The organism is Peribacillus sp. FSL M8-0224, assembly GCF_038003055.1.
GTDB lineage: Bacteria > Bacillota > Bacilli > Bacillales > DSM-1321 > Peribacillus > Peribacillus frigoritolerans.
In genome coordinates this window covers 560,769-577,556 of sequence record NZ_JBBOOJ010000001.1, presented here as the reverse complement: position 1 = coordinate 577,556, position 16,788 = coordinate 560,769, and the positions used below count along the sequence as shown (strand labels likewise).

Here is a 16,788-nt window from a genome sequence, read left to right as displayed (position 1 = left end):
TTCAAGGAGAAGGAATTTTTTTAGCGAGGGGCAAAATAAGAATGAAGGAATTCGAAAAAAATAGAGATATTTTTAAAGACCTTTATGGAGATATGATGGAGTTTGCCGATAGAATCAGTTCTGTTTTAGGTTGCCCCATTACAATCGAGGACGGTAACCACCGCTTACTTGCTTATAGCACTCACGATGATACTACGGATCAGGCCCGTATCATGACCATAATCGGAAGACGTGTCCCTGAAAAGGTTATCAACAGTTTATGGAAAGATGGCTTCATCCCTGCGTTATTGAAGGAAGATGCCCCCATTAAAATCGGGGCCATCAATGATGTCGGTCTCGGTAACAGGGTTGCGGTTTCCATCCGGAAAAATAATGAAGTACTTGGATTCATTTGGGCCTTGGAAGTAAATGAACCTTTCACAGAAGAAGATATGAAATTTCTGCAATTCGCTGCCAAGGAGGCAAAGAACCAGTTACAGCAATTGCAATTGAAAAAGAAAAGGAAAGAAGCAGGTCATCAAGAGTTTCTTTGGCGCATGTTGACCGGGCACTACCAAGAGGAATCGGAAATAATTGAAAATTACAAGAAATTCTCAATCCATGTTCCAGTGGTTTTTTCCATATTGGTATTCGAATTTCCTAAAGAGATCAATCGCGAAGTGGAGCGCTACATTTCATACATGTTAACGACCACTCAAAAGATAAACAGTTCCTTATTTGCCATTGACCATAACAAGCTCATTCTTTTCGCGGGAGCCAACCAGGAAAACAGCCCTTCTTTCACTTCATCGATTTATGAGTTCATCCCTTTTTTCATTCTGGAGATGAAACGGCGTTTCGGTGTTGAGCATATCCTTGGAACGGCTGGCAATATGTATAAAAACTTAATGGATGTTAAATCAAGTTACGAAGAAGCTCTATACACCCTAAAAATGAAGAATATATTCCCTGATGACATGGCACTCATTTTACATTATGAAGAACTTGGCATGTTTCAAATGATTGAATCACTCGCAAGCAACAAACAGCGTCGTGTTCATCCTTCCATCCTTAAACTTAAAGCATACGATATGAAAAACCAGACGGAATTGCTGCAAACACTCACCGTCTATCTAGAGAAAGACTGCAACCCAAATGAAGCTTCAAAAAATCTTCATATCCATGTAAATACATTGAATTACCGATTAAAAAGAATCTCTGAAGTGGGAAATATTCGATTAAAAGACCCTATTCAAAAAATGTCCCTCTTTCTTAACATTAAACTTAATCAATATGATGAATTTTTCAAAAAAAATTAATGATATATTCCCAGATATGGAATACTAAAAGAAGTGTGGAAAGGTTGATCATATGAAATTAGAAACAAAAGAAGAACTTGAAAAAGAATTAACAATCATTGAAAAATGGGAGAAAGATCAGAAAGGACTATGGTTTTGGGAACGGATTGGGCGCATCCCCTTCAAGCTATTGGATAAGTTGACACCGGATTTCATTCAGAAAAAATTGGGTGTCATGCTTGATGAAATCGGCAGCTACATTCAGAATGGCGGAAAATATTTAACGAAAGAAGCCCATATTCTAAGTCAGCTGCAAGCCAAGGTTCCCGATTTGAATATTAATGGCCTGGAAGATGTTTCAAGCATCCCCCTCCATATCATGGATAGCGTGAGTCAGGATATTAAAACTTCAGGCAGCAAATTGGCAACGGTTCAAGGTGCCACTACCGGGATTGGCGGAATCTTCACCTTGGCCATGGACATCCCGCTTCTTCTCGGGATGTCCATCAAAACCCTTCAGGATATCGCCATCACATATGGCTTCAATCCTAGAGACCGCCAAGAACGTATTTTCATCGTCAAATGTCTGCAATTTACAACATCGGATGTTGTCGGAAAAAAGGCTCTATTAAATGAATTGTCGAAAATGAACCAGACGGATTCCCAATCAAAAAGGGAAATAGCCTCCGAACTCCAGGGATGGCGAGAAGTCGTTTATACATACCGCGATCAGTTTGGCTGGAAAAAGCTTTTGCAAATGGTTCCTGTTGCCGGAATAATATTTGGCGCCATTACAAATCGTTCGATGATTGCCGATATCGCCGATACGGGAATCATGCTTTACAAGAAAAGAAGGATTCTAGAGCGCATTCAAGAACCTATTGCAAAGTATTGATTTCATTTTAAAAAGGTCTTGATCCTGGCAAGTCCATGTTTTTTGAAACTGCGTTTGTGGAATTCCACAAATACACCTTTTTCATTTTTCTGATTTCCACATACTAACTGTTTCTTTTTCCAACTATACTTGTGATACAAATAGTAAAACATATTATTGGAGGGATTAAGATGAGAATAGGAATTCCAAAAGAGATTAAAAACAATGAAAATCGTGTAGCTATCACTCCAGCTGGGGTCGTGGCATTAGTCAATGCAGGACATGAAGTATTAATCGAAATGAACGCGGGTCTAGGAAGCAGTTTCACAAATGAAGCATATCAAGAAGCTGGTGCCGTTATAGTCGAGGACGCTGCTAGCGTTTGGGCAAGTACAGAAATGATCATGAAAGTAAAAGAACCTATCTCATCTGAATATAAATATTTCAGAAAAGATTTAATCCTTTTCACATATTTACATCTTGCGGCAGAACCGGCACTAGCTCAGGCACTAAAAGAAAGCGGTGTCTTGGCCATTGCTTATGAAACGGTTGCAGTAAACCGCACACTTCCATTATTGACACCAATGAGTGAAGTTGCAGGACGCATGGCTGCACAAATCGGTGCTCAGTTCCTTGAAAAAAATAACGGCGGTAAAGGAATACTCTTAAGCGGAGTTCCTGGAGTTAAACGCGGTAAAGTCGCTGTAATCGGCGGAGGAATGGTTGGAACGAATGCTGCTAAAATCGCTATTGGTTTAGGCGCAGATGTTACCATTCTTGACTTAAGCCCTGACCGCCTGCGTCAGCTTGATGATATTTTCGGAAATGAACTGACTACACTCATCTCCAACCCTTATAACATTGCAGAAGCAGTCAAAGATGCCGATTTAGTAATCGGTGCTGTATTGATTCCAGGTGCTAAAGCTCCTAAGCTCGTTACTGAAGAAATGGTTAAAACGATGTCTCCAGGTTCAGTCATTGTCGATGTTGCAATCGACCAAGGCGGTATCTTTGAAACGGTCGACCACATAACAACACATGATAACCCTACTTATGTAAAACATGGAGTAGTTCATTATGCAGTGGCGAATATGCCAGGGGCAGTGCCTCAAACTTCTACAGTAGCTTTAACTAACGTAACAGTACCATTTGCTCTTCAAATTGCAAATAAAGGTGCCATCAAAGCGATCCTTGAAAATGATGCTCTTGCAAAAGGCGTCAATGTGGCGAACGGTGAAATCACGTTCGAAGCAGTTGCCACAGACCTTGGCTACAATTACGTAAGTGTTGAAAACGCCTTAAACCCGAATAACATTAACGCTTAATATAAATAAGACTCCAGAATCTTGTCTGGAGTCTTATTTTTTTTGGACGAGGGCCTCGATGAAGCTGAGTTTCTTCGTATGATAACCGGATCAGGCCGGGATATTCCGCACAAGGGTCGAATTATCCTCATATGGGTTGGATTATCTGCTCGGACGGGCGATTTTTCCGGAGATATAAGATATGCCACTTCTTGATCAAGTCTGCCCTTTCCCCGGTTGATGTTCTTACTAATCATACAAAATAGAATATTCCTCTTAATCTATGAAAATCTTTCCAGGATTCATTATTCCTTTCGGATCCAAAGCCTGTTTGATCGTTTTCATCACTTCATAAGCAGCTCCATGCTCCCTTCGCTGATACTTCGATTTTCCAAGTCCTACCCCATGTTCACCCGTACATGTACCGCCTTTTGTTAATGCATATTCGACGATTTCTTCATTTAACCTCTTCGCTTCTTTAACTTCTTCAGGATTTTTTAAATCAATCATGAACAATACGTGATAATTCCCGTCACCTACATGTCCTACAATCGCACCCTCCACTTTGGATTTTTCGACTTTCTTCCTTGTATCCAGTATGGCATTCGATAATTCATGTAGTGGCACACTTACGTCAGTCACCATAAGCCTTTTTCCGGGTGCACTATGAATGAAAGCGTACGCGAGATTATGGCGCGCTTCCCATAAGGCGTTCCGTGCTTTTGAATCGGTTTCAAACTGGATATCTCCACAGCCAAAATCACTTACGATTTCCTTGGCAAATTTGACGTCCTGTTCCAGTCCGGCAAAATTCCCATGAAACTCGAGGAATAGAGTTGGTTGGACATCATAGGATTTGTCCATGAATTGATTAACTTTTTTTATGGACTCGGCATCCACCAATTCAATTCGTGCAATCGGGATTCCAGCAAGCATGATCCCATTAACCGCAGATACTGCCTGTTCGACGGTTGGAAATGAGGCTCTTCCGGCCATTGTGACTTCAGGGATGCCATATACCTTCAATGTCAGTTCAGTAAATACACCCAGCGTACCTTCAGAGCCGACAAACAAGCCATTCAAATGAATGCCTGAAGATGATTTTGTCGCTAAGCTTCCGGAATGAATCACTTCACCGTTTGCTAAAACCACTTCCAAATCCCTGACTTGATCGCGCATTATCCCATATTTAACCGAGGTCGTCCCACTTGCATTCGTAGCTGCCATCCCACCCAATGTAGCATCGGCGCCAGGATCGACGGAAAAGAACAAACCGTATTTTTTTAATTCTTTATTAAGTTGCGTCCTTGTCACACCCGGTTGGACCTTAACAAGGAAATCATTTTCCCTGATTTCCAATATTTGATTCATCAAGGACAAATCCAGGGAAATACCCCCTTTGACTGGAACGACATGCCCCTCCAAACTTGATCCTAACCCAAAAGGAATGACTGGTATTTCATGCTCATTCGCATAACGCATGACTGCGCTTACTTCTGCAGTATCCCTTGGATATATGACCATATCCGGTAAATGAGGGGTGTGATATGATTCATCATGGCTGTGCTGTTCCAATAAAGTTTCATTCACCGTTACTTGTTCTTCCGAAAGTATCTTCCTTAATTCTTCTATATAACCTTTCATTATTGCAGCCCCCTCTTTTCTCCAAACATTCTGAAAATATTACACGAATGAGATTGCCCGCTAATAGGCAATCCATCTTTCTTCATTTACTGAAACCTTTCGTTTTATCCGTGCAGGCCTTCATTGCTTGCAGAATGCTGGATCTTAGCTGATTCTCTTCTAAAGACGCTACCGCAGATATCGTTGATCCGCCCGGCGTGCAGACATCATCCTTTAAAGCAGCAGGATGCCTTTCCGTTTCCAGTACCATTTTAGCAGCTCCCATTACAGCTTGTGCTGCCATTCGGTATGCTTGTTTTCGTGGAATGCCATCACGGACCCCTCCATCAGCCAGCGCCTCGATGAACATATAAACATAAGCAGGCGACGAACCGCTGATGGCCGGAACTGCGTCCATCAAATCTTCATGCAGGATTTCCGTTTTACCGAAACTATTCAGCAGTGCAGTCACATCCTCTATATCAGCATCGGTAATTTCATCATTGATGCACATGGCAGTCATGCCTTCACCGACAAACGAAGGAGTGTTTGGCATCGTCCGGACAACCTTCACTCTTTTTTCGAAACTTTTCTCAACTAGAGATACAGTGATCCCTGCTGCCATAGTAATGATAACGGTGTCTTCTTTAACATGATTCTTCACTTCTTCAAGTACTTGCTTATGCATGGCAGGTTGGATCCCCAGAAAGAGAAAATCGGCAAAACCGGCAACCTCTTTATTATCCAAAGTACCTCTAACGTTATATTTCGTGGTGATTTTAGTTTTGGTCTCCGCACTCGAAGTACTGACCATGATTCCTTCAGGTGAAATGACCTCTGCATGCAGCATGCCCTCAAGCATTGCCTCACCCATTTTGCCGCATCCAATAAACCCGATTTTTTTATTCATATCTTACACTTCCAATCATAAGTTCATCTATGTTCCACTTTATTATATCGAATATGATAAATGGAAACACGTTGGAGATATTAATCAGGAAGGATTTGGTGGTTTCTGGTCGAATTACTTAAAGTGATATGGATGAATCTTTATATTCACCTTTACGCAATATAGTCAAGTAATTGAATTCTTTTGCAAAAAAAAATCGTTGACTAATTGGTCATTAGAGATTTATAATTTTGACCTATTAGTCACAAACGAATAAGAAATACAGTTATAGAAATGGAGAAATGCTATGCAAATGGAAAAAAAAGCGGTCAATACCAAGCTTGTCTTAACAGGATTGATCATAGGAATGTTTTTCAGTTCATTGGAACAGACGATCGTCGGTACGGCCATGCCGACAATTATCGGGGAATTGAATGGTTTCACCATCTTTGCATGGGTAACGACTGCCTATTTAATAGCCTCAACGACTGTTGTACCCATTGTTGGAAAGCTATCTGATTTATATGGCAGGCGTTCCCTTTATCTGCTTGGCACAATCATATTTACGATCGGTTCGTTTTTATGTGCCACAGCCACTTCGATGGAGCAATTGATCATCTACAGAGGTCTGCAGGGAATCGGCGGCGGAATGATCATGCCTTTATCCCAAACAATCATCGGCGATATATTCTCTGCGGAACAAAGAGCCAAATGGCAGGGTGTATTCGGAGCCCTTTTTGGATTAAGTTCTGTCATCGGCCCTTTTCTGGGCGGCCTGATCGTTGACCATATCAGCTGGCATTGGATCTTTTTGATCAATGTACCGACGGGCTTACTATCGGCCATTTTGATTTATGTAGGACTGAAACATGAAGCGATAAGGAAAACCGAGAAAGTGAATATCGATTATCTAGGGATCTTCACCTTGATTCCTGGTATTGTCCTGTTATTGCTTGGCTTGACCTTCGGTGGTGATAAATTCGAATGGTTATCACTGGAATCTATCTTGATTTTCGGCAGCACCATTGTCTTCATTGTCCTATTCATCATTTTTGAAAGAAGAGCGGTCGAACCGATCCTTGATTTATCCCTCTTTAAAAATAGGGTTTTTTCCACCACGAATATTTTAGGATTCCTGCTTGGCCTTGGCATGTTTGGGGCAATCATGTTCGTCCCGCTGTTCATGCAAGGAGTTTTGGGAGTTTCACCAACAAAAGCGGGATCGACCATGACTCCAATGATGATCGGTATGATTCTTTCCAGCATCATTGGCGGGCGGTTACTTTTGAAATTCCGTTTTCGTACCGTGCTTACCTTTGGAATGGCCTTTGCGACGCTTGGCTTTTTCCTAATGAGTACGATGGACGGCAGTACGACTATATTCACTGCGTACTCATTCATGGCCATCCTTGGGATAGGTATGGGGCTTGTCATGCCGACATTGATGATTGCCGTTCAAAACGAATTTCCAAAATCGCAGCTCGGGTCGGTTACAGCGGCTTCAACTTTCTTCCGATCAATAGGTGGAACGATGGGCATCACGATTTTGAATGCTGTCATGAATCACAATCTCCAGCAAAATATGGATGATGCGGTCGTAAGTCAAAAGGACCCTGTATTGCATGAAGCACTGAAAGCATTAGCCGATAAAACGGATACGTTATTCAACATCATGCTTTATCCTGAAAACCTTAAAATGCCCGCAGAAGTCAGCAATGTCCTTGTAAAAACGATAGAAAATGCTTGGATCGATGCATTCTCCAGTGTTTTCATCACCGGTATCTTTTTTGTTTCCGCAGGGATATTAGTGGCACTTTCCGTGGGTTCGGGCCGAATCAAAAGAGATCAAGAAACGGAAAAAGAATTAGGCTAAAATATGCTCGGGACCGGCTGATATAATCAGCCGGCCTTTTTCATCCCTTCAATCCTATGTTTCTTTTTCATTGATAAGGGAATTTTACCTATATGAGACTAAATGGGGTGATACTATGAACAAGATAAACGATTCAATTTTGCCTGCAGATTTTTATCAGCAGCCCACGCTTGAACTGGCAAAATCCCTTCTTGGCTGCCTGATCGTAAAAGAAACAGCGGATGGAACCGCTTCTGGATTCATTGTTGAAACAGAGGCCTATATTGGACCTGGGGACAGGGCCGCACATAGTTTTGGAAATAGACGGACAAAACGGACGGAAGTGATGTTCGGAAATTCCGGTTTGATCTATACATACGTCATGCACACACATACACTGGTCAATGTCGTAAGCGGCGGACCTGAAAATCCGGAAGCCATATTAATTCGCGCGATTGAACCGTATTCAGGTCTCGAGTTAATGCAGGAAAGACGCGGAATTGCCGATATTCGTAAATGGACCGATGGACCAGGGAAGCTAACAAAGGCACTAGGCATCACCATGGATGATTATGGTCGATCTTTTACGGACCCCCCGCTTTATCTGGCTGCAGGAAAAAAGCCTGGCCACATATCCAGCGGCCCCCGCGTCGGAATCGACAACTCCGGGGAAGCAAAAGATTACCCTTGGCGTTTCTGGGTTACCGACAATCCATATATATCCCGTAAGAACTTAATTAAAAACAGGGGACCAAAATAGTCTCCGTGATGTTATCCCCTCTAAGTGAACTGTATAAACTCTGTGGATGTTACGCAACTTTGAGGGGATTTTACTATGTCCGTAAGCATTCCGATATATCAAAAAGTAGTGAATGAAAGCTTTAGGTATCCAGCCAATTACCCCGGTAATAATATCTAAATGTTTGGTATGAAATCCATATATAATCAGCCATTCAAAAAAGCCATTCCCCTACTCAAAGTATCATCACATAGTAAAATCGTGAGCCTGATGCCCCCTACGTACAAAATTAAAAAATTAATCACGGAAAGGTAAGGATTTATTATTCTTACCTTTCTTTTAATTACCGTAACTCAAACTTCCATTATACGAAATGCTCTTTTGAGTTTACTAGCTATCCATTTATGCAAAATTCCAAGATTTGGTCCTCTTATACTCCAATGAACCCACCCGATGTACCAAACTCCCATTTTCCTGTAACAGAATAACCCGAAAAATGATGAAAAAGTTGAATTTTATTGATATGGGCCATGTTTTTTATATTCCATACCTTTATAATATAAATGCTAGATATTTTTTTACCACATCAGGAGGAACTTTCCTAAATGAACAATTCTAAAAACTCTTTCATTCTTGCGGGGACCATTATAGGTACCCTAATCGCCGGCACTTCTGCTTATGCTGGTTCTTATCAAGTTAAATCAGGGGACACCCTAGATAAAATCTCTAAAGCCAATAATACAACTGTCCAGCACTTAAAATCTCAAAACCATTTGACTAGTAACCTTATTTTTCCCGGCCAAGTCTTGAAATTTAATACTCTTAACAACAGTACAGTTAAAAATAAAGATAAAACCGAAAAATATGTGGTTAAACTTGGGGATTCTTTATCTAAAATTGCCAATAAATATAATGTATCCGTTAGTGCCCTGCTTAAATTAAACCCTAGTATTTCTAATTCGGACCGGATATATATTGGCCAAACCATCCGGGTTTCCGGACAAGCCTCTGGATCCAGCTCTACGGCTAAAAACAGTTCAAATGCTACATATAAAGTCAAATCCGGGGATACACTGGGCAAAATTGCCAGAGTCAATAATATGACTGTCCAACAATTAAAGTCTATAAACCATTTGACTAGCACTCTCATTTTTCCCGGCCAGGTCTTGAAGGTTAATGCCATTACCAGCAACCCGGATAAAAGTAAAAATACAACAGACGTTTATGTCGTTAAATTAGGGGATTCCTTATCAACAATCGCTAAAAGATATAACCTTTCCCTTAGTGCCTTACTTAAAATAAACCCTAATATTTCTAACTCAGATCGTATTCGTATCGGCCAAACCATCCGGGTTTCAGGGAAGGCCTCGGCATCTGCAAGTAATAAACCGTCCAAATCCACCAAAGCAGATCAAGTTTTGGCAGCTGGTGCTAAATACATGGGAGCCAAGTATGTTTACGGTGCGAGCACTTCACGCACTGACGTATTTGATTGCTCATCCTTCACATTAAGGGCATTCCAAAGTGCAGGTATTTCCTTGCCTCGAAATTCAGTGGCCCAATCAAACGTTGGTACAGCTGTATCCTCGAAAGCCCTGCAAAAAGGGGATTTAGTATTTTTTGATACCAATAATGATGGAGTAATCAATCATGTAGGAATTTATGCCGGTAACGGTCAAATGCTGAATGCTTCGACATCTAAAGGTGTTTCCTACGCTAACATCAACAATTCCTACTGGGGACCTAGCTTTGTGAAGGCGGTCCGGGTTCTTAACTAAATGATGATGACAGTAAACGATAAAGAGCAAAAAAGCGTGGTTTGATAAAATATCATACACGCTTTTTTGCGTATCATAATGTAAAATAGCCGCCAACTGGTGTTACGATACAAATGCACTAGTAGGTTCCATATTACAATTTCCTTTGTAATGAGGAAAACAAGCTTCCATTTCAGATTGTCCCTTAAGGAGAGTCCCTCCACTGTCAGATACTGGTCATATTTTCATAAAAAATATATTTTTTTCAGTTCTATTAGTCTCTTTAGCAAGTAACATTTTCATCACTTTTGCTGGATTACCCGCAATGATGAAAAATTGTAGCATAAATACTTTTAGTGATTATCGATTCTGCCAATTACACACCTGACAAAATAGTATCCTGGCTCCTATCCAGCAATTATCATTTATATTAACTAGCTGACTTCAGAGCAGTTACCTTTTCCAAGGCAAAACAATAGGTAGAGATAATGGCTCCAAGACTCTCTCAATATAAAATGATATAATATTCAAAAAAATTAAAAATCATTTTACACCGTTACCTACAAATGTTCCCACATCATTATCTTTTTGACTCATTTCTTGCGCATTAACCTTTACATCTCCACAATCGCATAAAAGCGCAATAATTCAATTGTGGTTTATTATTTATAACTGGAAATTTATTTTTAATTTGTTAAAGTATTAAGTCTTTTTTTTATAGTTGATTTTACGATTAAAAATACTCAAAACACTTAAAAGTATTGCAAAAAATACAAAGTAAACTAAACCTTCACTAGTAAACCCGAATTTGTAAAAGATAATAGTAGCAATAATAAACACACCAGTTAAAAAGATTTTATAAGACCAATACTTACTCATTATCAACACCTCTTTTCAATTTTAAAAATCTGAATAGGTAGTTTTAGTTGCCCCCTTAAAATTCTTCTCTTTATAATATACAAATTTAAGTTGTCCTTTTTTATTAGATTTTGAACTTCTTTTGATATATACCTTGTATGACATATAGCCCTTTGAATATTCCTTTATTCCAAATGCAGATCCAGCTAAAAATGATGTAACACTCATTCCAGGAATCAAACCAGCAGCTCCTATTGCTAATGAACCGACTAATAATCCTTTTGATCTATTCTTATTACTAAAATACAATTTGTAATTTGTTGGCAAAATTGGTTTAGACATACATTGATATGCCGGATAACAAGCTTCTGCAGTTTTATTGGGAAACACTGGTGTAATTATACTAAATACTAAAATTAAAACAAATGTACTCTTATAAAATTTTTTTATCATCTCATTATCCCCCAATATTTTAATTTTATGTATAATTATTAAACTCATCGTTTTCGTTTAGCTAATTCATACTATTTTTTTTCGATTATACAGTCGATAAAGTTAAAGGGAATGCCTTCGTGCTCTGATTAATCGAGTAAATGCTGACAAAGCGCAAAGAAATTGATTTGGTTACTTAGGTTTTTATTTATGTATTTCATCGTCGAAGCGTTTCATATTAAGAGAATCCTGGAAGCGTTAATACGAATTCTCGGATTGTATTGGGGCTCCGAAGATCCGTCCTATTGTATTTACTACATTATCCTCTCTTTCCTCATACCTGGAGCATTAACCTTTGCATTTCCACAATCGCATAATTCAGTTGATTACTGATACGGACTCCTTCAAAGCTTGATAATTCCTTTCGTTGGCCTATTTCATCCTTCTTTTTTCTATGATAGGTAATCGTTTGTTGTAATAACCAAGCCTTTCTTAATAACATTTCCCTCACCTGCCTGTTTAGTTAGATGCCTTTCCTGCATTTCAACTTGCTTTCTATGGACTTTTTCTTCTATAAGATCTATGAACATCTGATTATTATTGAGATTTTCTTTATTAAACTCTATTAACCGCGCTAATGATACATTTTTACGCATTGTTTGGATCTCCTTCTCTACAGAAATTGCGATAAGAATATTTTTCCTATTACTTCATGATATCTTCATAATACTCTTAGTTTAAAAATTCTTGGTTTCAATTTTGAAATGACAGTTACCAATATTGGTATTGTCTTTTTGGATATATCCTGTTCAGTTTTTCAACTTGCATTATTGTCCTTGATTTGGCCGTGCAGATCTAAGTAAGTACATTATTTCCAACAAAAAAAGGCCTTCATCACAGAAGACCTTTTCAGAAAGTATACTAATAAGAAGAGTAAGTTTGCCTGAGCTTTTTTCTTTCAAAAACGTTCCAGGCGCTTTCAGAAATCAGCTCCCTTTAACGCCGACTGTCTGCCAAGCCACCTCAAAGCAAGCGCCTGTGGTGTCTCGGCTAGCCAGTTACTCGGCAGGAGTGTCGCAAATTTCTTCCATCCTTTATGAATTACTGTAAAAAAACAGCAAGGATCACCTCGTCTTAAATTGGTTCGGATGTGTCCAGCCTACGTTTTTTTACATTTCAGTCGATTCCAGAAATCCGCTCCCTTTCCGCCGACTGTCTGCCAAGCCTCCTCGACGTAAACGTCTCCGGGGTCTCGGCTAGCCAGTTACTCGGCAGGAGTGTCGCAAATTTCTTCCATCCTTTAAGGATTAATGTAAAAAAACCTCAAGAATCAACTCGTCTTAAACTTTGTTCGGGATGAGCCTAGACTACGGTTTTTTCTTAAATTACATTTCAGTCGATTCCAGTAATCCGCTCCCTTTCCGCCGGCTGTCTGCCAAGCTACCTCAAAGCAAGCGCCTGTGGTGTCTCGGCTAGCCAGTTACTCGGCAGGAGTGGTCGCAAATTTCTTCCATCCTTTAAGGATTAATGTAAAAAAACTCAAGGATCACCTCGTCTTAAACTTTGTTCGGGATGAGCCTAGACTACGGTTTTTTCTTAAATTACATTTCAGTCGATTCCAGAAATCCGCTTCCTTTCCGCCGGCTTTCTGCCAAGCCACCTCAAAGCAAGCGCCTGTGGTGTCTCGGCTACCAGTTATTCGGCGGAGTATTTCATAATTCTTCAATCTAGTGAGGTTTCATAAACATTCTAGTGTTTAATCAGGGTTGAGTGCATTCGAACATGGAATTACTTTAGTTTCTCTTGCTCTTCAAGGTACTGCCTTATTTTTTTCAAATAATCCGGTGCATCCATTTGATCTTTCACGACCAGTTCTATAAGGCAAAGTTTATCGGCGTTCATATCTTGGGCATTTGTAATGGCTTCATCCAGTTCACCATTCGTCTCGACTCTTGCTGTGAATGCCTCTTGACCAAATGCTTCAGCCAGTTTTGTATAATTCCACTCTGGTATCTCGTTGTATTTCTGTTTTTCTATATCGACTTTTACGTTTAAGAATTTTTCTATCGTATAGCCGTTATTGTTGAGGATAAACACGATGGGCTTACACCCGTTTTCCAGCATCGAGCTTATTTCCTGTGCTGTCAGCTGTATCGATCCGTCCCCGGTAAACAAAAGAACACGCCGGTTTCTATCCGCTATACAAGCACCGAAAGCTGCGGGCGTCGCATAACCAATGCTTTGCCAGCCTCCCTGGGCTATGTAGGTCGCCCCTTTCGGCAATCTGACCTGTGACATGCCATAAGAGAATGTTCCTGTTTCCGTGACCACAATATCATTTTCCTTCAACATTTGCTGAATTCGAGGATAATAGGAAGTCGCTTTCAGTGGTGCTGACGGGTCTTCCACCATTGTGTCATACGGAAACGAGATGTTTCCGACAGATTCGTTCTGACGGTAGCCAATGTCCTGGAGCGCATTTAGTATTTCCTCCGCCTTGACATTCATATAACTGGCTTCCCCCACTTTTAATGTGTCAGGCTGTATTTCCACCATTTTCAACGGGTTAAGCTTTGCTGTACCTTTGGAAGTATTGACGTCTGACCAAACAGCACCAACGGCTATGATCAAATCCGCTTCTTCAACAGTCTCAGTTACATCCTTACTTCCGAAAGCTCCGCCGTATACACCAATATACTGGGGATGACTCTCATCAAACCCGCTTTTCCCCTGCATCAATGAAGCAACTGGAACATTTAACCTCTCAGCGAGCTGCAGTACGGGTTTCTGCAGGTTATAACGAAGTGTTTTCACGTCGACAAGCAGAACGGCTTTATTTACATGTTCTAACATGCCTTTTATATGCTTCACTGCTGACTGCAAAGCATCGACATTCGTTTTGGTCATGTTTTCTGATGTCTTACCGTGAGAAAGCAATGGTTTTTCAACGAGATCGATAGCCACCACCAAATAAACGGGCTTTTTCTTTTCTTTCGCGATTTTGATTGCAGCCGGTATCTCCCTAGCTGCGTTTTCTGGTGTAAGTATTGCTGTATAACCGGTAATATGCTCATAAACCTTACGGAAAACATCAAAATCTCCATCCATTAACGTATGGTGGGCAAGCTCCTTTTCCTGCTGCATCATGGTCTTTGGCGAGCCGACAATATGGATGAGCGGCACATTTTCACTGTACGCTCCAGCGATTGCATTACATGCGCTCATTTCACCGACACCAAAGGTGGTTATCAGTGCCGACATGCCCTTCACCCGGGCATATGCGTCCGCTGCGTATCCAGCATTGAGTTCATTTCGTCCATTAATAAACTCAATCCCATCGTAATCTTCCAAAGTATCTAGCAATGAGAAATTATAGTCTCCGGGCACACCAAAAATCTCTGTAATGCCTTCTGCTTTTAAGCAGTCGTATAAATATTGTCCCAAGGTTGTGTTTTCAGCCAAGTCAATCACTCCTTCAATCGATTACTCTCTACTTTATTTATACCCAAACATAAGTAGGTTAACCGTATAAGTATCCATCTACTTTAATGTGGGTGGCGTCTCTATTACTCTAGTTTTAGCTTTGATAAATGAAATGAGTGAGACTATCCCAGGCATGATTCTTATAAAAAATGATTCAATTCCAAATCAAAATATCTGAAAATTCTTGATTTCGCTTCTGTTTTTGATTTATATTTGAATCACCGGCACAGTGGATAAGGGGGAAAATGATGAGTGATAACAACGTCAAAAGAGTTTTGGAATGCATTATCAACACATCCAATAATAATATTACCGTGACCGATGAAAAAGGATTCATTTTATTCACGAATCCTAACCATTGGTGGATATATGGAATTGAACCGGAACATTACCTTGGAAAGTCCGTTTACCAGCTCGAAACGGAAGGAATCCTTTCACCTTCGATTTCCGCCATGGTATTGAAAGAGAAAACACCTATCCAGATCATGCAGCAAACGAAGACGGGAAAAATCGTCATGTCGACGGCCTATCCCATCTTTGATGATGATGGTGAATTGATTCGTGTCGTCAGCTATGCCCAAGATCAAACTGAAATCAGGAACCTCCAGGATCAGTACGGTCAATTGGAGAAAAAGATTCAAGAATACCAATCGGAGGTCGAGGAACTAAGGGAACAGGAGGAGTTAATCTATCGCAGCAAGGAAATGCGGCAAATCGCCAAAACGGTACACCGTGTTTCCAAAACGGATGCGACAGTCATGCTTCTTGGGGAATCCGGTGTGGGAAAGAGCGTATTCGCCCGCCGGCTGCATAATCAGAGTTACCGCAGCAAAGAGCCATTCATCGAAGTCAACTGCAGTACCATCCCAGAAAGTCTCTTTGAATCGGAAATGTTTGGATATGAAGCGGGATCCTTCACCGGAGCGCAGAAGCAGGGGAAGCAAGGGCTGATCGAACAAGCAGATAACGGAACCTTATTTCTGGATGAAATCGGGGAGCTTCCCCTCGATATGCAAGTGAAGTTATTAAATGTCCTGCAAGAGAAGACCTTTAAAAGAGTGGGAGGAAAAAAAGAGCATAAGATTGATTTCCGGCTTGTGACGGCAACCAATCAAAACCTTGAGGAAATGGTGGAGAAGGGAACATTCAGGCTCGATTTGTATTATCGCTTAAATGTGATTCCCATCCAAATACCGCCGTTACGCGAAAGAAAAGAAGACATTGCCATCTTAATCAATCATAATCTCGAAATCATCAATAAGAAATACAAGTCGGATAAGAAATTGCACCCTTCCACTTACGAAATACTGATTCAGCATAAATGGTCAGGAAACGTGCGTGAATTGGAAAACCTGATTGAACGGCTCATTTTGACCTCGGAAGACTCCATCATTTTCCCAGGCTTTCTCCCCTCCCATTTCCATGGACAAGAATCTTTGGAGAAAATAGATGATACCCTAATGATCGACAATATGATGGTTGATGATAGTGATCTCAATACCGCCCTCGAACAAGTCGAAAAATGGATGATGATGAAAGCGAGTAAACAATGCAAGTCCACTTATGAAATGGCTAAATTCTTAGGTATCAGCCAGCCTTCCGTCGTCAGGAAAATGAAGAAATATAAAGATCATCTGCCCATTAAATAACAGGGGGATGGAAGAATGTTTCAATGCAGTATCCACTTTTTTTACCTGTAT

At 40.5% G+C, this 16,788-nt stretch carries 12 protein-coding genes; 7 read left to right on the top strand and 5 right to left on the bottom strand.

The features are described 5' to 3' along the window. Positions 1–41: 41 nt before the first annotated feature. The 3 genes from MKX49_RS02730 (at position 42) to ald (ending at position 3,476) form a co-directional block, all read left to right on the top strand. Positions 42–1,298, top strand: coding sequence for a PucR family transcriptional regulator (locus MKX49_RS02730; RefSeq protein ID WP_034315574.1), 1,257 nt, complete (start codon positions 42–44; stop codon positions 1,296–1,298). Positions 1,299–1,350: 52 nt separating this feature from the next. After that, positions 1,351–2,172, top strand: coding sequence for an EcsC family protein (locus tag MKX49_RS02725; RefSeq protein WP_340874757.1), 822 nt, complete (start codon positions 1,351–1,353; stop codon positions 2,170–2,172). Between the two features lie 170 nt (positions 2,173–2,342). Then, positions 2,343–3,476, top strand: coding sequence for an alanine dehydrogenase (ald, locus tag MKX49_RS02720; RefSeq protein ID WP_034315093.1), 1,134 nt, complete (start codon positions 2,343–2,345; stop codon positions 3,474–3,476). A 255-nt stretch (positions 3,477–3,731) separates the two neighbouring features. Here ald and MKX49_RS02715 read toward each other — a convergent pair whose 3' ends face one another. Together MKX49_RS02715 and proC are read right to left on the bottom strand one after the other, a co-directional pair. Beyond that, on the bottom strand, positions 3,732–5,099 hold the full coding sequence (locus MKX49_RS02715) for an FAD-binding oxidoreductase (protein WP_323597814.1): 1,368 nt from the start codon (positions 5,097–5,099) through the stop codon (positions 3,732–3,734). Positions 5,100–5,181: 82 nt separating this feature from the next. After that, entirely contained in the window at positions 5,182–5,988 is an 807-nt protein-coding gene (gene proC / locus MKX49_RS02710; protein WP_340874754.1) for a pyrroline-5-carboxylate reductase, read from the bottom strand. A gap of 286 nt (positions 5,989–6,274) precedes the next feature. Between proC and MKX49_RS02705 the strand changes: the two genes are divergently transcribed. From MKX49_RS02705 to MKX49_RS02695, 3 genes are all read left to right on the top strand, one after another. Then, positions 6,275–7,840 carry an MDR family MFS transporter gene (locus tag MKX49_RS02705; RefSeq protein WP_340874751.1) on the top strand — a complete coding sequence of 522 codons (1,566 nt, stop codon included), beginning with the start codon at positions 6,275–6,277 and terminating at the stop codon, positions 7,838–7,840. A 115-nt stretch (positions 7,841–7,955) separates the two neighbouring features. Next, positions 7,956–8,579 (top strand): DNA-3-methyladenine glycosylase, encoded by a 624-nt coding sequence (locus MKX49_RS02700; RefSeq protein ID WP_340874748.1) that lies wholly within the window; start codon positions 7,956–7,958, stop codon positions 8,577–8,579. Positions 8,580–9,163: 584 nt separating this feature from the next. Further along, positions 9,164–10,336, top strand: coding sequence for a C40 family peptidase (locus MKX49_RS02695; RefSeq protein WP_340874746.1), 1,173 nt, complete (start codon positions 9,164–9,166; stop codon positions 10,334–10,336). Between the two features lie 879 nt (positions 10,337–11,215). Here MKX49_RS02695 and MKX49_RS02690 read toward each other — a convergent pair. The 3 genes from MKX49_RS02690 to MKX49_RS02680 all read right to left on the bottom strand — a co-directional run bounded on the left by MKX49_RS02690 (position 11,216) and on the right by MKX49_RS02680 (position 15,067). Further along, entirely contained in the window at positions 11,216–11,626 is a 411-nt protein-coding gene (locus MKX49_RS02690) for a hypothetical protein (RefSeq protein ID WP_340874744.1), read from the bottom strand. A 431-nt stretch (positions 11,627–12,057) separates the two neighbouring features. Further along, positions 12,058–12,261 carry a hypothetical protein gene (locus MKX49_RS02685; RefSeq protein ID WP_340874742.1) on the bottom strand — a complete coding sequence of 68 codons (204 nt, stop codon included), beginning with the start codon at positions 12,259–12,261 and terminating at the stop codon, positions 12,058–12,060. Between the two features lie 1,132 nt (positions 12,262–13,393). Next, positions 13,394–15,067, bottom strand: a complete 1,674-nt coding sequence (locus MKX49_RS02680; protein ID WP_238141706.1) for an alpha-keto acid decarboxylase family protein — start codon at positions 15,065–15,067, stop codon at positions 13,394–13,396. 269 nt (positions 15,068–15,336) lie between these two features. On the opposite strand from MKX49_RS02680, the gene MKX49_RS02675 reads away from it, so the two are divergent. After that, positions 15,337–16,737 (top strand): sigma-54 interaction domain-containing protein, encoded by a 1,401-nt coding sequence (locus MKX49_RS02675; protein ID WP_445670099.1) that lies wholly within the window; start codon positions 15,337–15,339, stop codon positions 16,735–16,737. Positions 16,738–16,788: the final 51 nt, after the last annotated feature.